At 68.6% G+C, this 19,169-nt stretch carries 18 protein-coding genes and 3 tRNA genes; 1 reads left to right on the top strand and 20 read right to left on the bottom strand.

What is annotated here, in order from left to right:
• Window positions 1–3: 3 nt before the first annotated feature.
• The 20 genes from nuoL to H596_RS0105840 form a co-directional block, all read right to left on the bottom strand.
• Entirely contained in the window at window positions 4–1,914 is a 1,911-nt protein-coding gene (gene nuoL, locus H596_RS0105935; RefSeq protein WP_027284109.1) for an NADH-quinone oxidoreductase subunit L, read from the bottom strand.
• A gap of 4 nt (window positions 1,915–1,918) precedes the next feature.
• On the bottom strand, window positions 1,919–2,230 hold the full coding sequence (gene nuoK, locus H596_RS0105930) for an NADH-quinone oxidoreductase subunit NuoK (protein ID WP_211225253.1): 312 nt from the start codon (window positions 2,228–2,230) through the stop codon (window positions 1,919–1,921).
• Complete coding sequence (locus tag H596_RS20305) at window positions 2,230–2,910, bottom strand: NADH-quinone oxidoreductase subunit J (protein WP_051212457.1); 681 nt, start codon at window positions 2,908–2,910, stop codon at window positions 2,230–2,232. The genes nuoK and H596_RS20305 overlap by 1 nt, the downstream gene beginning before the upstream one ends.
• Window positions 2,911–2,989: 79 nt before the next feature.
• Complete coding sequence (gene nuoI / locus H596_RS0105920; protein WP_027284107.1) at window positions 2,990–3,478, bottom strand: NADH-quinone oxidoreductase subunit NuoI; 489 nt, start codon at window positions 3,476–3,478, stop codon at window positions 2,990–2,992.
• Complete coding sequence (gene nuoH, locus H596_RS0105915) at window positions 3,475–4,485, bottom strand: NADH-quinone oxidoreductase subunit NuoH (RefSeq protein WP_027284106.1); 1,011 nt, start codon at window positions 4,483–4,485, stop codon at window positions 3,475–3,477. Before nuoH ends, nuoI begins: the two co-directional genes overlap by 4 nt.
• 4 nt (window positions 4,486–4,489) lie before the next feature.
• On the bottom strand, window positions 4,490–6,505 hold the full coding sequence (nuoG, locus tag H596_RS0105910) for an NADH-quinone oxidoreductase subunit NuoG (RefSeq protein WP_027284105.1): 2,016 nt from the start codon (window positions 6,503–6,505) through the stop codon (window positions 4,490–4,492).
• Window positions 6,506–6,510: 5 nt separating this feature from the next.
• Window positions 6,511–7,812 (bottom strand): NADH-quinone oxidoreductase subunit NuoF, encoded by a 1,302-nt coding sequence (nuoF, locus tag H596_RS0105905; protein ID WP_027284104.1) that lies wholly within the window; start codon window positions 7,810–7,812, stop codon window positions 6,511–6,513.
• 3 nt (window positions 7,813–7,815) lie between these two features.
• Complete coding sequence (locus H596_RS0105900) at window positions 7,816–8,424, bottom strand: complex I 24 kDa subunit family protein (RefSeq protein ID WP_027284103.1); 609 nt, start codon at window positions 8,422–8,424, stop codon at window positions 7,816–7,818.
• A complete protein-coding gene (locus H596_RS0105895) occupies window positions 8,421–9,629 on the bottom strand; it encodes an NADH-quinone oxidoreductase subunit D (RefSeq protein ID WP_027284102.1) in 1,209 nt (402 codons plus the stop codon). Before H596_RS0105895 ends, H596_RS0105900 begins: the two co-directional genes overlap by 4 nt.
• Complete coding sequence (locus H596_RS20300) at window positions 9,626–10,264, bottom strand: NADH-quinone oxidoreductase subunit C (protein WP_408735272.1); 639 nt, start codon at window positions 10,262–10,264, stop codon at window positions 9,626–9,628. The genes H596_RS0105895 and H596_RS20300 overlap by 4 nt, the downstream gene beginning before the upstream one ends.
• The gene (locus H596_RS0105885; RefSeq protein ID WP_037300215.1) at window positions 10,257–10,802 is read right to left on the bottom strand and encodes a NuoB/complex I 20 kDa subunit family protein; all 546 of its coding nucleotides are present in this window, start codon (window positions 10,800–10,802) and stop codon (window positions 10,257–10,259) included. Before H596_RS0105885 ends, H596_RS20300 begins: the two co-directional genes overlap by 8 nt.
• A 5-nt stretch (window positions 10,803–10,807) precedes the next feature.
• Window positions 10,808–11,176 (bottom strand): NADH-quinone oxidoreductase subunit A, encoded by a 369-nt coding sequence (locus H596_RS0105880; protein ID WP_027284100.1) that lies wholly within the window; start codon window positions 11,174–11,176, stop codon window positions 10,808–10,810.
• A 191-nt stretch (window positions 11,177–11,367) separates the two neighbouring features.
• A tRNA-Asp gene (locus tag H596_RS0105875) sits at window positions 11,368–11,444 on the bottom strand.
• Window positions 11,445–11,677: 233 nt separating this feature from the next.
• A tRNA-Val gene (locus tag H596_RS0105870) sits at window positions 11,678–11,749 on the bottom strand.
• Between the two features lie 96 nt (window positions 11,750–11,845).
• On the bottom strand, window positions 11,846–12,118 hold the full coding sequence (locus H596_RS0105865) for an HU family DNA-binding protein (protein WP_027284099.1): 273 nt from the start codon (window positions 12,116–12,118) through the stop codon (window positions 11,846–11,848).
• 226 nt (window positions 12,119–12,344) lie between these two features.
• Window positions 12,345–14,741 (bottom strand): endopeptidase La, encoded by a 2,397-nt coding sequence (lon, locus tag H596_RS0105860; protein WP_027284098.1) that lies wholly within the window; start codon window positions 14,739–14,741, stop codon window positions 12,345–12,347.
• A 147-nt stretch (window positions 14,742–14,888) separates the two neighbouring features.
• Window positions 14,889–16,145 (bottom strand): ATP-dependent Clp protease ATP-binding subunit ClpX, encoded by a 1,257-nt coding sequence (gene clpX / locus H596_RS0105855; RefSeq protein WP_027284097.1) that lies wholly within the window; start codon window positions 16,143–16,145, stop codon window positions 14,889–14,891.
• Window positions 16,146–16,295: 150 nt separating this feature from the next.
• Window positions 16,296–16,937, bottom strand: a complete 642-nt coding sequence (gene clpP, locus H596_RS0105850; protein ID WP_027284096.1) for an ATP-dependent Clp endopeptidase proteolytic subunit ClpP — start codon at window positions 16,935–16,937, stop codon at window positions 16,296–16,298.
• A gap of 142 nt (window positions 16,938–17,079) precedes the next feature.
• On the bottom strand, window positions 17,080–18,402 hold the full coding sequence (tig, locus tag H596_RS0105845; RefSeq protein ID WP_027284095.1) for a trigger factor: 1,323 nt from the start codon (window positions 18,400–18,402) through the stop codon (window positions 17,080–17,082).
• Window positions 18,403–18,452: 50 nt separating this feature from the next.
• Window positions 18,453–18,537: transfer RNA gene (locus H596_RS0105840), tRNA-Leu, on the bottom strand.
• Window positions 18,538–18,603: 66 nt separating this feature from the next.
• Between H596_RS0105840 and H596_RS20295 the strand changes: the two genes are divergently transcribed.
• Complete coding sequence (locus H596_RS20295) at window positions 18,604–19,155, top strand: DUF1643 domain-containing protein (protein WP_051212454.1); 552 nt, start codon at window positions 18,604–18,606, stop codon at window positions 19,153–19,155.
• Window positions 19,156–19,169 lie beyond the last annotated feature (14 nt).

Here is a 19,169-nt window from a genome sequence, read left to right as displayed (position 1 = left end):
CGCTCAGCGCCCCAGCAGGAAGAGGGTGACGAAGAGGGTGAGGCCGATGATCATGGCGAAGGCGTAGCTCGCCACGCGCCCCGTCTGCAGACGCACCGCGCCCTGGCCGGCGCCGGCGGCGAGGCTGGCCGCGCCGTTCGGCAGCCCGTCGATGATGCGCGCATCGCCCACCCTCCACAGCCGCACCGCAAGCCGGCGTGCGGGCTGCACGAAGAGGCGGTCATAGAGCTCGTCGAAGTACCACTTGTTCAGCAGGAAGCGGTACAGCCCACCCGCGCGCTCGGCGAGTATCCCCGGCACGCGCGGCATGACCCCGTAGAGAAGGATGGCGAGCGCGATGCCGCCGAGCGCCGTGGCCTTCGCCAGCGTCGGCACCCAGTCGGGCGCGTGGTGCAAGGCCTCCATCATGTGCTTCGCCGGAAGGTTGAAGATCGCCCCGTTCCAGAACTCCGCCTGCAGATCGCCGATGAAATAGGGCGCGAAGACGAAGCCCGTGGTGACCGCGCCCACCGAGAGCAGCAGCAGCGGAACCAGCATCACGGCCGGGCTCTCATGCACGTGCTCCATTACGTGGTGGTCCGCCCGCGGCGCGCCATGGAAGGTGAGGATCAGCAGGCGCCAGGAATAGAAGGCCGTGAGGAAGGCGGCGAGGATGCCGCAGGCGAAGGCGTAGCTGCCCGCCGCGCTGTGCGCGGCGATGGCGCCCTCCAGGATCGCGTCCTTCGAGTAGTAGCCCGCGAAGATGGGGATGCCGGCGAGCGCGAGCGAGCCGATCCACATCACCGCGTAAGTCACCGGAACCTTCTTCCAGATACCGCCCATGCGCCGGATGTCCTGCTCGTCGGACATCGCGTGGATCACGCTGCCTGCGCCGAGGAAGAGAAGCGCCTTGAAGAAGGCGTGGGTGAAGAGGTGGAACATCGCCGCCTGGTAGAGGCCCACGCCCGCCGCGAAGAACATGTAGCCGAGCTGCGAGCAGGTGGAGTAGGCGATGATGCGCTTGATGTCGTTCTGCACGCAGCCGATGGTGGCCGCGAAGAGCGCTGTGGAGGCGCCCACCACCGTCACGATCGCCAGCGCGAGCGGCGCATACTCCATCACCGGCGACATGCGGCAGATGAGGAACACGCCCGCTGTCACCATGGTCGCGGCGTGGATCAGCGCAGAGACGGGCGTCGGCCCCTCCATGGCATCCGGCAGCCACGTGTGCAGGCCGAGCTGCGCCGACTTGCCGCAGGCGCCCAGGAACAGCAGCACCCCGATCAGCTCCAGCGCGGGCAGGCCGAGGAAGCTCTCGTCGGCCTTGGCGGCCGCGGCGGAGAAGATGGTGTCGAACTCCACCGAGCCGAAGACATGGAAGGTCAGCGCCATGCCCAGCATGAAGAAGAGGTCGCCCACGCGGTTCACGATGAAGGCCTTCATCGCCGCGGCGTTCGCGCTCTCCTTCTCGTACCAGTAGCCGATCAGCAGATAGCTCGCGAGACCGACCCCCTCCCAGCCGAAGAAGAGCTGCACGAGGTTGTCCGCCGTCACCAGCATCAGCATCATGAAGGTGAACAGGCTGAGATAGGCGAAGAAGCGGCTCGGCGTCGCGTCGTGCGACATGTAGCCGATGGAGTAGAGATGGATGAGGGTGGAGATCAGCGTCACCATCCCCACCATCACCGCGCTGAGCGTGTCGTAGCGCAGCGCCCAGGCGAACTCGAGCTCGCCCACATCCATCCAGGTGACGAGCGGCACTGTCTGCGGCTGCCCGCCGAAGGCGACCTGCCAGAAGGCCAGCAGCCCGCAGCCGGCGGCCAGCGCCATGCAGACCACGGTCGCCCACATGGCCGCGCGGTCGCCGATCCAGCGGCCGAGGAAGCCGCTGATGCACGCCCCGAGAAGCGGAAAGAAGACGGCGCCCACGAACATCGCGCTAACCCTTCAGGGCCGAGACATCCTCGACCTCGATGCTGCCCCGGTTGCGGAAGTAGATGACGACGATGGCGAGCCCGATGGCCGCCTCGGCCGCCGCCACCGTCAGGATGAACATGGCGAAGACCTGCCCGGCGAGATCGCCGAGCCGGGCCGAGAACGCCACGAGGTTGAGGTTCACCGAGAGCAGGATCAGCTCCACGCTCATCAGGATCACGATGACGTTCTTGCGGTTCATGAAGATCCCGAACACGCCGAGAACGAAAAGGATCGCGCCCACGATCAGGTAGTGCGCGAGACCGATGGTCAGCATCAGTGGTGCCCCCCGTGCTGCTCGATCCGCTGCGGGGCGGCCGGCTCGGTCGGCGGCAGCGGGCGGAGGATGTCTTCGCGCCGGATGCCGGCGCGGGGCTCGGGCCGCGTCATCGCCACCGCGCTGCTGCGCGCGATCTGCTCGGCCACGTTCTGCCGCTTCGTCCCCGGGCGGTCGCGCAGGGTGAGGACGATGGCGCCGATCATCGCCACCAGCAGGATCAGGCCCGAGAGCTGAAACAGGTAGATGTGGTCGGTGTAGAGGATGCGGCCCAGCGCCTCGGTGTTCGTCACCCCCGCGGGGACCGGCGCGAGGCGCAGGTCTGCGGCGTCGGAGGCGAAGCGCCACGCGCCCAGGACCAGCACCAGCTCCAGGAACAGGATGCCGCCGATCACGGCGCCGAGCGGCGCATAGCGCTGGAAGCCTTCGCGGAGCTGCGCGAAATCCACGTCCAGCATCATCACCACGAACAGGAACAGCACCGCGACCGCGCCGACATAGACGATGACCAGGATCATCGCCAGGAACTCCGCCCCCGCGATGAGGAACAGCGCGGCCGCGTTGAAGAAGGCGAGGATCAGCCACAGCACCGAGTGCACCGGGTTGCGCGCGGTCACGACCATCACGGCCGAGGCGATCAGGATGAAGGCGAACACATAGAAGGCGAGTGCCGCGATCATCGGCTGCCTCCTTCCTCGAACCGGGCCATCTCAACCCACCTTGCGTTGGGCCGCGGAACCGCCGCGGCCGGCGTGATCCTCAGCGATAGGGCGCGTCCAGCTCCAGCCGCTTGGCGATCTCGCTTTCCCAGCGGTCGCCGTTCGCGAGCAGGCGCTCCTTGTCGTACATCAGCTCCTCGCGCGTCTCGGTCGCGAACTCGAAGTTCGGCCCTTCGACGATCGCGTCCACCGGGCAGGCCTCCTCGCACAGGCCGCAGTAGATGCACTTCGTCATGTCGATGTCGTAGCGCGTGGTGCGGCGGCTGCCATCCGCACGGGGCTCGGCCTCGATGGTGATGGCCTGGGCGGGGCAGACCGCCTCGCACAGCTTGCAGGCGATGCAGCGCTCCTCGCCGTTGGGATAGCGGCGCAGCGCATGCTCGCCCTTGAAGCGCGCCGAGAGGGGCGTCTTCTCGTAGGGGTAGTTGATGGTCGCCTTGCGCTTGAAGAAGTACTTCAGCGTCAGCGCCATGCCGCTGACGAGCTCCGCCAGCAGGAAGGATCGCGCGAAGCGGTCGAGCGTCGTCATGCCGGCAGCCACCCCGTGAGCTTGAGCACCGCCGCGGTCAGCACCAGCCACAGCAGGCTGAAGGGCAGGAACACCTTCCAGCCCAGCCGCATGAGCTGGTCGTAGCGGTAGCGCGGGAAGGTCGCGCGCACCCAGAGGAACACGAACAGGCAGGCGGCGACCTTGAGCGCGAACCACACCGGCCCGGGGATCCAGGTGAAGGGCGCGATGTCGAGCGGCGGCAGCCATCCACCCAGGAAGAGGATGGTGGTCAGCGCGCTCATCAGGATCATGTTGGCGTATTCGCCGAGGAAGAACAGCGCGAAGCTCATCGAGCTGTATTCGACGAAGAAGCCCGCCACCAGCTCGCTCTCGCCCTCAGGCAGGTCGAAGGGCGCGCGGTTCGTTTCCGCCAGCGCGCTGATGAAGAAGATCACGAACATCGGCAGCAGCGGGATGGCGAACCACACCGTCTCCTGCGCCCGCACGATCTCGGTGAGGTTGAGAGAGCCGACGCAGAGCAGCACCGTCACGATCACGAAGCCGATGGAGACCTCGTAGCTCACCATCTGCGCCGCCGAGCGCAGCGCGCCGAGGAAGGCGTATTTCGAGTTCGACGCCCAGCCCGCGATGATGATGCCATAGACGCCGAGCGAGGAGATCGCGAAGAGGTAGAGAATGCCCACGTTGATGTCGGCGATCGCCCAGCCGTCGTTCACCGGGATCACGGCCCAGGCCAGCATCGCCAGCACGAAGGTCAGCATCGGCGCGGCCAGGAAGAGAAGGCGCGACGCCCCGGAGGGGATGATCGTCTCCTTCATCAGCATCTTGATCGCGTCGGCGAAGGGCTGCAGCAGGCCGAAGGGGCCCACCACGTTCGGCCCCTTGCGGAGCTGCATCGCGGCCAGCACCTTGCGCTCGGCCCAGGTGAGGTAGGCCACCGCCACCAGCACCGGCACGAGCAGCGCCAGCGCCTGCGCGACCGTCAGCGCCAGCACGCCAAGCGGCGAGGCGAGGAACTCGCTCATCGTCTCACTCCGCCGCCAGCAGGGGTTGCGGGTTCAGGTAGGTGGCCGCGCAGGCCGCCATGGTCTCGCTCGCGCGCGTGATCGGCTCTACCTGCCAGTAGTTCTCCACCGGCACGGCGAAGGGCGTGGCGGTGACGGGTGCGGGCGCGGGGCCGCTCGGATCGGTGCAGCCAGGCAGCGGCCCCTGGTCGAGACGCGCGAAGACGGGGTGCGCGGCGGCCATCTCGGCGCGCAGCGCCTCCAGCGTGTCGAAGGGCAGCGTCTGGCCGAGGAACTCCGAGGCGGCGCGGATGATGGCCCAGTCCTCGCGCGCCTCGCCGGGCGGCGGCACGGCCATGCGCCCGCGCTGCACCCGGCCCTCGGTGTTGACGTAGCTGCCTTCCTTCTCGGTGTAGGCCGCCCCGGGCAGGATCACATCGGCGCGCGCCGCGGCCGCCTCGCCATGATGGCCCTGGTAGATCACGAAGGCGTGGGCCGGGATGCGCGCAGCGTCGAAGCCGTCCGCGCCGAGCAGCCATAGCGCATCCGCGCCGCCGGCCAGCATCGCCGCCATGTCCAGACCCTGGACGAAGCCCAGATCGAGCGCGCCCACCTGCCCGCCGAAGCGGTGCAGCAGGTTGAAGCCGTGCCAGTCCTCGCGCAGCCCGCCCGCCGCGCGCGCCAGCTCCCAGGCGGCGGCGAGCACGCCTGCGCCATCCTCGCGCGCCAGAGCCGAACGGCCCAGCACCACCATCGGCCGCTGCGCACCCGCGAGGAAAGCGGCGGCGCCGGCGATGTCCGTCGGCGCGGCGCCCAGCACGGTGGCGGGATAGGTGAGATCGCGGGCCGTGCCGATCACGCCGGCGCGGAAGCCGCCCTGGGCCCAGCGCTTGCGGATGCGCGCGTTCAGCACCGGGGCCTCGCGCCGCGGATCGGCGCCGATGATAACCAGCGCATCGGCCTCCTCGATGCGCGCGATGCCCGTGTTGAACAGGTAGAAATCCGGGCGCGAGAGATCGAGCTTCGCGCCGTCCTGCCGGCAGTCGAGACCGACCGCGCCGAGCGCCGTCATCAGCCCCTTCAGCGCGAAGATCGCCTCCGCGTCCATCGTGTCGCCGAGGATGGCACCGAGCCGCCGCCCGGGCAGCGCGCGCGCGATGGCCTGGAAGGCCTCGGCCCAGCTGGCGGGCTTGAGCGTGCCGTCCTGCCGCACCCAGGGGCGGTCGAGGCGGCGGCGCTTCAGCCCGTCGAAGGAGAAGCGGCCGCGATCGGCCAGCCATTCCTCGTTCACCTCCTCATGGAGGCGCGGGAGGATGCGCAGCACCTCGCCGCCGCGCGTGTCCACGCGGATGTTGGCGCCCACCGCGTCCAGCACGTCCACGCTGTCGGTCTTGGAGAGCTCCCAGGGGCGCGAGACGAAGGCGTAGGGGCGCGAGGTGAGCGCGCCCACGGGGCAGATGTCGATCAGGTTGCCGGAGAGCTCCGAGGTCAGCGCCTTCTCGACATAGGTGCCGATCTCCATGTTCTCGCCGCGGCCCGTCGCGCCCATCTCCGGCACGCCCGCCACCTCTGCGGCGAAGCGCACGCAGCGGGTGCAGTGGATGCAGCGGTTCATCACCGTCTTGATGAGCGGGCCGACGTATTTGTCCTTCACGGCGCGCTTGCCCTCGTCGTAGCGCGAGAGGTCGCGGCCATAGGCCATCGCCTGGTCCTGCAGGTCGCACTCGCCGCCCTGGTCGCAGATCGGGCAGTCGAGCGGGTGGTTGATCAGCAGGAACTCCATCACGCCGCGCCGTGCGTTGCGCACCATCGGCGTGTCGGTGAACACCTTCATCCCGTCCATCACGGGATAGGCGCAGGAAGCCACGGGCTTGGGCGCCTTCTCCACCTCCACGAGGCACATGCGGCAGTTGCCCGCCACGCTGAGGCGCTCATGGTAGCAGAAGCGCGGGATTTCCTTGCCCGCCGCCTCGCAGGCCTGGAGCACCGAGGCGCCGTTGGGAACCTCGACCTCGATGCCGTCCACGGTGACCTTGGCCATGCGCGTCACTCCGCCGCCATGCGCTGCATCTGCCGCGCCTTGTACGCTGCGATGCGCTCTTCCATCATCGGGCGGAAGTGGCGGATCAACCCCTGCACGGGCCAAACGCCGCCATCGGCCAGCGCACAGATGGTGTGTCCCTCGATCTGGCGCGTCACCTGCTCCAGCACGTCGATCTCCTCGATCTCGGCGCGGCCTTCCACCATGCGCAGCATCACGCGGTTCACCCAGCCCATGCCCTCGCGGCAGGGCGTGCACTGGCCGCAGCTCTCATGCTTGTAGAAGGCCGAGAGGCGTTGGATCGCCTTGATCAGATCGGTGGACTTGTCCATCACGATCACGCCCGCCGTGCCGAGGCCCGTCTTGTGCTCGCGCAGCGCGTCGAAATCCATCAGCACGTCGTCGCACACGGATTTCGGGATCATCGGCGTGGAGCTGCCGCCCGGGATCACCGCCAGCAGATTGTCCCAGCCGCCGCGCACCCCGCCCGCGTGCCGCTCGATGAGTTCGCGCAGCGGGATGCTCATCTCCTCCTCCACGTTGCACGGCCTGTTCACGTGCCCCTGGATGCAGAAGATCTTGGTGCCGGAGTTCTTCGGCCGGCCGAAGGAGGCGAACCAGGCCGCGCCGCGCCGCATGATGGCCGGCACCACCGCGATGGTCTCGACATTGTTCACCGTGGTCGGGCAGCCATAGAGGCCGACCGCCGCCGGAAAGGGCGGCTTGAGGCGCGGCATGCCCTTCTTGCCTTCCAGGCTCTCGATGAGCGCCGTCTCCTCGCCGCAGATGTAGGCGCCCGCGCCGCGATGCACGTAGAGTTCGAAGTCGTAGCCCGAGCCGCAGGCGTTCCGGCCGAGAAGCCCCGCCTCATAGGCCTCGGCGATCGCGGCCTCCAGCACCAGGCTCTCGTTGTAGTATTCGCCGCGGATGTAGATGTAGCCCGCGCTCGCCCCCATCGCGAAACCCGCGATCAGGCAGCCCTCGATCAGCTTGTGCGGATCGTGGCGGATGATGTCGCGGTCCTTGCAGGTGCCCGGCTCGGATTCGTCGGCGTTCACGACGAGGTAGGAGGGCCGCCCATCCGGCGAGGATTTCGGCATGAAGGACCACTTCATGCCCGTCGGGAATCCCGCGCCGCCGCGCCCGCGCAGGCCCGAGTTCTTCACCTCCTCGATGATCGCATCCCGCCCGCGCGCGAGGATCTCCTTCGTGCCGTCCCAGTCGCCGCGGCGGCGCGCGTCGGGCAGGTTCCAGGGCCGGGTGCCGTAGAGGTTGGTGAAGATGCGGTCGCGGTCGTGCAGGGCCATCGCTCAGTCCTCCGCGCCCGTCAGCACCCTGGGCCCGCCCAGCGGCGCGCTGCCCTGCCGGCCGAGCGCGCTGCCCGGCTTCGGCCGTTCGCCGCGCTTCAGCGCCTCGATGATGCGCAGCGTGCTCTCGTAGTCGAGATCCTCGTAATAGTCGTCGTCCACCTGCAGGATCGGCGCGTTCACGCAGCCGCCCAGGCACTCCACCTCGGTGAGCGTGAACAGCCCGTCCGCGCTCGTCTGGCCATAATCGGCGATGCCGGTCGCGTCCTGGCAGGCGCGCTTCACCTCGTCCGAGCCGCGCAGCCAGCATGGCGTGGTGCCGCAGACCTGCAGGTGGTGACGCCCGATCGGCTTCGTGTTGAACATGAAGTAGAAGCTGGCCACCTCATAGACGCGCATCGGCGGCATGCCGAGCCGTGCCGCGATCGCGTCCATCGCCGCGCGCGGCACCCAGGCGCTGCCCGTCGTGCGGCCCATCTGCCGCTGCGCGACGTAGAGCAGCGGGATGACGGCGCTGGCCTGGCGGTCGGCCGGATAGCGCGGCAGGATGGTCGCGATCTTCGCCTCGCTCTCGGCGTCGAAGGCGAAGGAGGCCGGTTCTTCGTGCGTCACCGGTCGATCTCCCCGAAGACGATGTCGAGGCTGCCGATGATCGCCACCGCATCGGCCAGCATATGCCCCTTGGAGAGCGCCTCCATGGCCTGCAGATGCGCATAGCCCGGCGCGCGGATCTTGCAGCGATAGGGCTTGTTCGTGCCGTCCGCCACGAGATAGACGCCGAACTCGCCCTTCGGCGCCTCGACCACCGTGTAGGTCGCGCCCGCGGGCACGTGATAGCCCTCGGTGTAGAGCTTGAAGTGGTGGATCAGCGCCTCCATCGAGCGCTTCATCTCGCCGCGCCTGGGCGGGGCGATCTTGTTGTCCTGCACCTTGATGGGGCCTGGCTTCATCTGCTCCAGGCACTGGGCGATGATCCGCAGGCTCTGGCGCATCTCCTGCATGCGCACCAGGTAGCGGTCGTAGCAGTCGCCGTGGCGGCCGACCGGCACCTCGAACTCCATCCGGTCATACACGTCGTAGGGCTGGGACTTGCGCAAATCCCAGGGCACGCCCGAGGCGCGCAGGCAGGGGCCGGAGAAGCCCCAGGCCATCGCCTGTTCGGCCGTCATCACGCCGATGTCCACCGTGCGCTGCTTGAAGATGCGGTTCTCCGTCAGCAGCCCTTCCAGATCGTCGAGGAAGGCGGGGAAGGCGCGCGCCCAGTTGTGGATCTTCTCGGGCAGGGCGGCCGGAATGTCCTTCGCCACGCCGCCGGGGCGGAAGTAGTTCGCGTGGTAATGGCTGCCCGAGGTCATCTCGTACATCTCGAGCAGATGCTCGCGCTGCTCGAAGCCCCACAGCGCGGGCGTGATGGCGCCGCAGTCGAGCGCGTAGGTCGTCACGTTGAGCAGGTGGTTGACGATGCGCGTGATCTCGCTGAACAGCACGCGGATGTACTGCGCGCGCTCCGGCACCTCCTGCTCGATGCCGAGCAGCCGCTCGGTGGCCAGCGCGAAGGCGTGCTCCATGCACATCGGGCTCACGTAGTCGAGCCGGTCGAAATAGGGCAGCGCCTGGAGGTAGGTCTTGTGCTCGATCAGCTTCTCGGTGCCGCGGTGCAGCAGGCCGATGTGCGGATCGGCGCGCTCCACCACCTCGCCCTTCATCTCGAGGATGAGGCGCAGCACGCCATGCGCCGCCGGGTGCTGCGGGCCGAAGTTGATGGTGTGGCTGTCCGCCTCCACCACGCGGGTTTCCGTGTTCGTCGTCGCGCTCACGGCGCCAGGTCCTTCTTCTCCTCGGCCGCGATGCGGTTGAGGTGCACCTTCTCGTCGCCGGGCAGGGTGGTCATCGCCTCCCAGGGGCTCAGGAAATCGAAGCTGCGGAAATCCTGGGTGAGGCTCACGGGCTCCTGCACCACCCGGCCCTTCTCGGCGTCGTAGCGCAGCTCGACGAAGCCGGTGAGCGGGAAATCCTTGCGCAGCGGGTGGCCGTCGAAGCCGTAGTCGGTGAGGATGCGCCGCAAATCCGGCTGGCCGGCGAAGACCACGCCGTACATGTCCCAGCACTCGCGCTCGAACCAGGTGGCGGAGGGCCAGAGCGCGGAGACGCTCGGCACCGGGTGCGACTCGTCGGTGGCGACGATCACCGTCACGCGCGCGTTCCGCGTGAGGCTGAGCAGGTTGTACACCACCTCGAAGCGCTCGGGCCGGTCGGGCCAGTCCACGCCGCAGATGTCCATGCACTGCGCGAAGTCGAGCTCCGGCGTGTCGCGCAGCAGCAGCATCAGCGGCAGCAGCGCCTCGCGCGGCGTGCGCAGCACCAGCTCATGCCCGAAGCGGGCGCGGGAATAGGACACCGGGAAGCGGTCGGCCACCGCGGCGCGGATGGCGGTTTCGAGCGCGTCAGCCACGGAGGATGGTTCCCGTCCGGCGGATCTTCTTCTGCAACTGCAGGATGCCATAGACCAGCGCCTCGGCGGTCGGCGGGCAGCCGGGCACGTAGATGTCCACCGGCACGATGCGGTCGCAGCCGCGCACAACCGAGTAGCTGTAGTGGTAGTAGCCCCCGCCATTGGCGCAGGAGCCCATGGAGATCACCCAGCGCGGCTCGCTCATCTGGTCATAGACCTTGCGCAGCGCGGGGGCCATCTTGTTGGTGAGCGTGCCGGCCACGATCATCACGTCGCTCTGCCGCGGCGAGCCGCGCGGGATGATGCCGAACCGGTCGAGGTCGTAGCGCGCCATGTAGGCGTGGATCATCGGCACGGCGCAGCAGGCGAGGCCGAAGGTCATCGGCCAGAGCGAGCCGGTGCGCGCCCAGTTCACCACCTTGTCGAGCTGCGCGACGACGAAGCCCTTCTCCTCGATCTCGCCGGTGACGGCCCTGATCACCGCGTCCTGCTGGGCGCCGGGGCCCAGCGCCTCCTTGTTCCAGGCGACCTCGCTCATCGCGCTCACTCCCAGTCCAGCGCGCCCTTGCGCCACTCGTAGAGGAAGCCCACCGTCAGCACGAAAAGGAAGCCCATCATCGAGCCGAAGCCCAGCCAGCCGATCTCGCCCAGCGTCACCGCCCAGGGGAACAGGAAGGCCACCTCGAGGTCGAAGATGATGAAGAGGATGGCGACCAGGTAGAACCGCACGTCGAAGCGCCGGCGCGTGTCGTCGAAGGGGGCGAAGCCGCACTCATAGGCCGAGAGCTTCTCCGCATCGGGCTTCTGACGCGCCAGCAGCAGGCTCCCGCCCACCATGGCGAGGGCGATCACGCCCGCGATCCCGAGGAACACCAGGATCGGGAAATAGGCGGCGAGCATCGGCTGGTTCATCGTCCGGCCTGGCCTTCCACTTTGCCTCAACATCGGCGCGCGCCTCATGGGCCGCGCTTGGCCAGGCGCCGCGGCGAGGCGGCGTCCTGACGCGGCGCACCATACCGGAGCCACCCCCTCTCCGCCATAGGGGCGCGGGGCGAAAAGCGCCGGTTTTCCGGGCGGAACGGATGACGATGTGGTGAGGAAAGTGGCGCGAGTGACGGGGCTCGAACCCGCGACCTCCGGCGTGACAGGCCGGCGCTCTAACCGACTGAGCTACACCCGCGCAGCGTGGACCGGGGCAATACGGGGCATGCGCCGGGGTGTCAAGCGCAGTGACCGATCGAAGACCGCCGCCATGTATCGCGGGTCGCTTCCCGCTCCCTCCGGGGGATTTTTCCCTGGCGCCGCGCGCATGCGCCCCAGAACCCCGACGCCGCGCCGCGACGCCTGCGCGTCGCGGGTCGCCTCCCGCTCCCTCCGGGGGATTTTTCCCTGGCGCTGCGCGCCAGGGAAAAATGGGCGCTGACGGGTTCGAACCGCCGACATCCTGTGTGTAAGACAGGCGCTCTACCGCTGAGCTAAGCGCCCCGCGTGCCGCTTATCGCGCCGTCCGCACAAACGGAAAAGGGCCAGCACCTCGCGGTGCCGGCCCCTCCCCTCGCGCTCCCGGACGGGAGCCGGCGCTCAGTTCACCGCGTCCTTCAGGCCCTTGCCGGCCTTGAAGCGCACCGTCGTGGAGGCGGGAATCTTGATCTCCTCGCCCGTGCGCGGGTTGCGGCCCTTGCCCGCCTTGCGCTTGCTGGTGCTGAAGGTGCCGAAGCCGACGAGCCGGACATCCTGCTTCTTCTTCAGCGCCTTGGTGATCGCGTCGAACACCGCATCGAGCACCTCGCCAGCCTTCGCCTTCGAGAGCTCGCCCGCCTCGGCCACGACCGCGACCAGATCCTGCTTGTTCATGGGATGACCCCCTTCCGTGAGACGGCGGCGCGGAAGCCGATTCTCCGCGCGCGAACCGGCGGCGAGACTAGGGGGCGGATTTTCGCCGCGTCAATCGAAGCATGGCCCGATTCGCGGCGTTTTCCCTCGGTTTCCTGGGGATAGTCGGCGAAAACCCTTGTCGCGGGCCGCGCAAAAGACGAAGGGGGCGCGCCGCGCACGCCCCCTTCCCGTCATGCCGCCTCCATCAGTGCGGACGCACGGCGCTCTCCGCCTCGGCCTGCGGCGTCACCGCCTCCTCCGGCTCGACCCAGACGATCGGCTCCGGCGCGCGCACCAGCGCCTGGCCGATCACCTCGTCCACATGGCTGACGGCGATGATCTTCAGCGCCTTCTTCACGCTCTCGGGGATTTCCGCGAGGTCCTTCTCGTTGTCCTTCGGGATGAAGACGGTGGTGATGCCCGCGCGCAGCGCGGCCAGCAGCTTCTCCTTGAGGCCCCCGATCGGCAGCACGCGGCCGCGCAGCGTGATCTCGCCCGTCATCGCCACGTCGCGCCGCACCGGGATGCCCGTCAGCACCGAGACGATGGAGGTTGCCATCGCGATGCCCGCGCTCGGCCCGTCCTTCGGCGTGGCGCCCTCGGGAACGTGCACGTGGATGTCGCGCTTCTCGAAGATGGTCGGCTTGATGCCGAACTGCACGGCGCGCGAACGCACGTAGGAGAGGGCGGCGCTCACGCTCTCCTTCATCACGTCGCCGAGCTGGCCCGTCGGCTTGATGTTGCCCTTGCCCGGCACCACCACGCTCTCGATGGAGAGGATGTCGCCCCCCACCTCCGTCCAGGCGAGGCCGGTGACCACGCCCACCATGTCCTCGCTCTCGGCCTCGCCGTAGCGGAACTTCCGCACGCCTGCGAACTTGTCGAGGTTCTTGCGCGTGATGGCGACCTTCTTCGCCTTGCCCGAGACGATCTCCTTCACCGCCTTGCGCGCCAGCCCGCCGATCTCGCGCTCGAGGTTCCGCACCCCGGCCTCGCGCGTGTAGTAGCGGATCAGGTCGCGCAGCGCGTCCTCGGAGACGGACCATTCGGACGGCTTGAGCCCGTTCGCCTCCGTCACCTTGGGGATGAGGTGGCGCTTCGCGATCTCCACCTTCTCGTCCTCGGTGTAGCCGGGGATGCGGATGATCTCCATGCGGTCCAGCAGCGGCTGGGGCATGCGGAGCGAGTTCGCGGTGGTCACGAACATCACGTCCGAGAGGTCGTAGTCCACCTCCAGATAATGATCGTTGAAGGTGCTGTTCTGCTCGGGGTCCAGCACCTCGAGCAGCGCGCTCGAGGGATCCCCCCGCCAGTCGGCGCCGAGCTTGTCGATCTCGTCCAGCAGGAAGAGCGGGTTGGACGCCTTCGCCTTCTTCATGCCCTGGATGATCTTGCCGGGCATGGAGCCGATATAGGTGCGCCTGTGCCCGCGGATTTCCGCCTCGTCCCGCACGCCGCCGAGCGACATGCGCACGAAGTTCCGCCCGGTGGCCTTGGCGATGGACTTGCCGAGCGAGGTCTTGCCCACGCCCGGCGGGCCCACCAGGCACAGGATCGGCCCGCGGATCTTCTTCGAGCGCGACTGCACCGCGAGATACTCGATGATCCGCTCCTTCACCTTCTCGAGGCCGTAGTGGTCGGCGTCCAGCACCTTCTCGGCCGCGACGATGTCGTTGCGCACCTTGCTGCGCTTCTTCCAGGGGATGGAGAGAATCCAGTCGAGGTAGTTGCGCACCACCGTCGCCTCGGCCGACATGGGCGACATGGTGCGCAGCTTCTTGAGCTCGGCCAGCGCCTTCTCGCGCGCCTCCTTGCTCAGCTTGGTGGCCTTGATCTTGGCCTCGATCTCGGCGGCCTCGTCGCGGCCGTCCTCGCCCTCGCCCAGCTCCTTCTGGATCGCCTTGAGCTGCTCGTTCAGGTAGTACTCGCGCTGGGTCTTCTCCATCTGCCGCTTCACGCGGCTGCGGATGCGCTTCTCCACCTGCAGCACGCTCATCTCGCCCTCCATGTGGGCGAAGACGCGCTCCAGCCGCTGCGCCACCGAGGGCGTCTCCAGCAGCTCCTGCTTCTCGGCGATCTTGATGGAGAGGTGGCTCGCCACCGTGTCGGCGAGCTTCGCGGGGTCGTCGATCTGGTTGACCGAGACCAGCACCTCCGGGGCGATCTTCTTGTTGAGCTTGATGTAGCTCTCGAACTGCGAGAGCACGGAGCGCATCAGCGCCTCCACCTCCCGCTTGTCGGAGGCGGGCTCCTCCACCACCTCGGCGAAGGCCTCGAAATAGGCCTCCGTCTCCTTGAAGGCGACGATGCGCGCCCGGCGCAGCCCCTCCACCAGCACCTTCACCGTGCCATCGGGCAGCTTGAGGAGCTGCAGCACGGTCGAGACGGTGCCGACCTGATACAGGTCATCCGCCGCCGGATCGTCCTGCTGGGCGTTCTTCTGCGCGACGAGCAGGATCTGCTTGTCCTCGCGCATCACCGCTTCCAGCGCGCGCACGGATTTCTCGCGCCCCACGAACAGGGGCACGATCATGTGGGGGAACACCACGATGTCCCGCAGCGGCAGGACGGGATGAAGCTCGCCGCGGATGGTTTCCGTCATCTGGACCTCACTTCGGACAGTCGGTGATCGCCGCGCCCGGATTCGGCACGCGGGATGTCACCACGGTTTGCCTTGACAGATGGTCACGCGCCGCCCCGGGACAAGCCGGAACCCCCGAGCCGGGGGCGGGGCAGCCCCGCACGGCCATCAGGCCGAGCTCTGCTCGGCCGGCTTCTCGCCGTAGATGTAGAGGGGCTGGGCCCGGCTCTCCGCCACCTCGCGGTTCACCACCACCTCCTCCACATCCGCAAGCCCGGGCAGCTCGAACATGGTCTGCAGCAGGATGCCCTCCATGATCGAGCGCAGGCCCCGCGCCCCCGTCTTGCGCTGGATGGCCCGCTGGGCGACGGAGCGCAGCGCGTCCTCGGTGAAGGTGAGCTTCGCGCCCTCCATCTCGAAAAGCCGCTGGTACTGCTTCAGCAGCGCGTTCTTCGGCTTGGTGAGGATCTCGATCAGCGCCTTCTCGTCGAGATCCTCGAGCGTGGCGACCACGGGCAGGCGGCCGATGAACTCCGGAATCAGGCCGAACTTCAGCAGATCCTCGGGCTCCACCTCGCGCAGGATGGCGCCGGTGCGCCGGTCGTCGGGCCCGCGCACATCGGCGCCGAAGCCGATGCCCGAGCCCTTGCCGCGCGCGCCGATGATGCGCTCGAGCCCCGCGAAGGCGCCGCCGCAGATGAACAGGATGTTCGTCGTGTCCACCTGCAGGAACTCCTGCTGGGGATGCTTGCGCCCGCCCTGCGGCGGCACGGAGGCGATGGTGCCCTCCATGATCTTCAGCAGCGCCTGCTGCACCCCCTCGCCGCTCACGTCGCGGGTGATGGAGGGGTTGTCCGACTTGCGGCTGATCTTGTCCACCTCGTCGATGTAGACGATGCCGCGCTGCGCGCGCTCCACGTTGTAGTCCGCCGCCTGCAGCAGCTTGAGGATGATGTTCTCGACATCCTCGCCGACATAGCCGGCCTCGGTCAGCGTCGTCGCATCCGCCATGGTGAAGGGCACGTCGAGGATGCGCGCCAGCGTCTGCGCCAGCAGCGTCTTGCCCGAGCCGGTGGGACCGATCAGCAGGATGTTGGACTTGGCGATCTCGACGTCGTTGTTCTTGGCGCCCGCCGCGAGCCGCTTGTAGTGGTTGTGCACCGCGACCGAGAGCACCTTCTTCGCATGGTCCTGCCCGATCACGTAGTCGTCCAGGACCTTGCAGATCTCCTTCGGGGTCGGCACCCCGTCGCGCGACTTCACGAGGTGCGTCTTGTGCTCCTCGCGGATGATGTCCATGCACAGCTCGACGCATTCATCGCAGATGAACACCGTCGGCCCCGCAATCAGCTTGCGGACCTCGTGCTGCGACTTCCCGCAGAAGGAGCAGTAGAGGGTGTTCTTGCTGTCGCCAGACTTGCTCATGCGCACTCCTCGCTCCCTGCCGGACCCGGCTCGGCCGGCCACGGGCGCGTCGGCGAAACATAGACCCCCCCCGTCCGGGGGGGAAGCGCGGCCTTCCTCATCCGGGACAGCCTGCGCGGGGAAAGCCTAACGGGCCGTCAAGCCCCGGGCTCAGGGCTTCGCCGGTTCGGCCGGGGCGGCGCGTTCGGTCACCACCTCGTCGATCAGCCCCCAGTCCCGCGCCTCCTCGGCGGACATGTAGCTGTCGCGCTCCAGCTTCGCCTCGATGGCCTCGACGGGCTGGCCGGTGTGCTTGACGTAGATCTCGTTCAGCCGCTTGCGCAGCGTCAGGATTTCGCGCGCCTGGATCTCGATGTCCGTGGCTTGGCCCTGCGCCCCGCCCGAGGGCTGGTGCACCATGATGCGCGCGTTCGGCAGGGCGAAGCGCTTGCCCTTGGCGCCGGCCGTCAGCAGCAGCGAGCCCATGGAGGCCGCCATGCCGATGCAGACCGTGCTCACCGGGCTGCGGATGTACTGCATCGTGTCGTAGATCGCGAGCCCGGCGCTCACCACCCCGCCCGGAGAATTGATGTAGAAGGAGATTTCCTTGTTCGGGTTCTCGCTCTCCAGGAACAGAAGCTGGGCGCAGATCAGGCTGGAGACCTGGTCGTACACCGCCCCGGTGAGGAAGATGATACGCTCCTTCAGCAGGCGCGAATAGATGTCGTAGGCGCGCTCGCCGCGGCTCGACTGCTCGACCACCATCGGGACGAGGTTGTTGTTCCAGATCTCGACCGGATCGCGGTCCCGCATGGCTTGGAATCCCCATCAAGGCCCGCCCCGGGATGGGCGCGGGCGGAGGGGGCCGGCGACTCGGCCGCCCGGCCCCTCATTCGCTGCACAGCATGTGGGGCGAGGGGCCGCCGGGGGAAGCCCCCCCTGCCCCGCCGCCCGCTCAGGCCGCCTGGGCGGCCTTGGCGAGCGCCTCGGCGTCCACCTGTTCCTCGGTGACCTTGGCGAGCTCGAGCAGGAAATCCACCACCTTCTCCTCGAAGATCGGGCTGCGCAGGTTCTCCATCGCCTGCGGGTTCTTCGTGAAGAACTCGATGACCTGCTTCTCCTGGCCCGGATAGCGCTGCACCTCGGCCATCAGGGCCCGCTGCAGCTCCTCCCGGCTGACCTGGATGTTGTTGGTCCGCCCGATCTCGGAGAGCAGCAGCCCCAGCCGGATGCGCCGCTCGGCGATGGCGCGGTAGTCGGCCTTGAGCGTCGCCTCGTCCTTGCCGGCGTCCTCGCCGTCCAGCCGGCCGGCCTTGAGATCGGCCTCCACGCGCTGCCAGATCTGCGCGAACTCGGCCTCCACCATCCCCTCGGGCACCGGGAAGGCGGCGCGCTCGGCCAGCGCGTCGAGCAGCTTGCGCTTCACCCCGAGGCGCGAGAGCCCGTCATACTCCCGCTGCAGCATCTCGGTGACCATCTCGCGCAGCTTCCCGAGATTCTCGAAGCCGAGCGTCTTCGCCAGCTCGTCGTCCAGCGCGGGCTTCGAATAGACCTTGAGCGCCTTGGCCTTGACGGTGAACTGCGCCTCCTTGCCGGCCAGATCCGCCGCGCCGTAGTCGGCGGGGAAGGTGACGGCGATCACGCGCTCCTCCCCGGGCGACAGCCCCTCGAGCTGCTCGGTGAAGCCGGGGATGAAGCCCGGGCCCGCCACCTCGATGGGCATGTCGGTGGCGCTGCCGCCCTGGAAGGCCTCGCCGCCGATGCGGCCCTCGAAATCGCAGACCAGCACCTCGCCCTTGGCGGCGGGGCGCGGCGCGACCTCCTCGAGCTTCGCCTGGCGGCGCTGGATGTTCTCCAGCGCCTCGGCCACCTCCTTCTCGGCGGGCACGGCCTTGTAGCGGGTGAGCGCGATGCCGGAGAAATCGGGCATCGGGATTTCGGGCAGCACCTCCAGGTCCACGCGGAACTCGAGATCGGCGCCGTCGGCGAAGTTCACCAGCTCGATCTTCGGCTGCTGGGCGGGGCGCAGGCCGCGTTCCTCGACCACCTTGCCGGTGGCGTCCTGCACCGAGGCCTCCAGCACCTCGCCGATCACGGCCTGGCCGTAGCGCGCCTGGACGATCTTCTGCGGCACCTTGCCGGGGCGGAAGCCCGGGATGGACATGGTCTTGGCAAGCTCGGCGAGGCGCTTTTCCTTCTTCGCGGCGATCTCGGCCGCGGGCACCACCACCGTGTAGGCCCGCTTCAGACCCTCGTTCGCAACCTCGGTCACCTGCATCGCGCGCAATCCAATCCCACTGGGTTGAGAGCCGGTTCACGGGTTCCGAGTGGTGCGGGCGGAGGGACTTGAACCCCCACGGCTTGCGCCACTGGAACCTAAATCCAGCGTGTCTGCCAATTCCACCACGCCCGCGGCCGCCGGCGCCGGCTGGAAGCGCGGCGTGTAGCCGAAACCCCCGCCCGCGCCAATACTCGCGCCATGCAGACCCATGACCCGGGCGGGCGGGTGCGCCGGGCGCTGGCGCCCGATGTCGCCTCCGCCGCCGCCTTCTCGCCCTGCCGCCGCTGGCGCTGGTGGCTCACCCGCCGCTGGGACGGCGCGCCCATGGACGCGCCGGGCTGCGGCGTGGTGATCGGGATGAACCCCTCCACCGCCGATGAAACCGCCGACGACCCGACCGTGGCCGGGGTGATGTGGCGCGCCCGCCACCTCTGGGGGCTGCCGGGGCTCACCATGCTCAACATCTTCGCCTATCGCGCCACCGACAAGGCGCGGCTGCTGGAGGTGGAGGACCCGGTGGGAGCGGAGAACGACGCGGCCATCCGGCGCTTCTGCCGCGGCGCGCCGCTGGTGGTGGCGGCCTGGGGCCAGCCGCCGCGCCCCCTCGCGGGGCGGGGGCCGGCGGTGGCGGCCACGCTGGCGGCGGAGGGGGTGCCCCTGCTCTGCTTCGGCCGCAACGCCGATGGCAGCCCCAAGCACCCGCTCTATCAGCGCAAGGACGCGCCGCTGCAGCCTTTCGCGCCGGGCTGATCGGGCCCGCCTGA

Origin of the sequence: Rubritepida flocculans DSM 14296, from assembly GCF_000425365.1 — a bacterium.
GTDB classification, from domain to species: Bacteria; Pseudomonadota; Alphaproteobacteria; order Acetobacterales; family Acetobacteraceae; genus Roseococcus; species Roseococcus flocculans.
The sequence above is the reverse complement of the archived record's forward strand: the minus strand, read 5'-3'. Positions and strand labels throughout refer to the sequence as shown.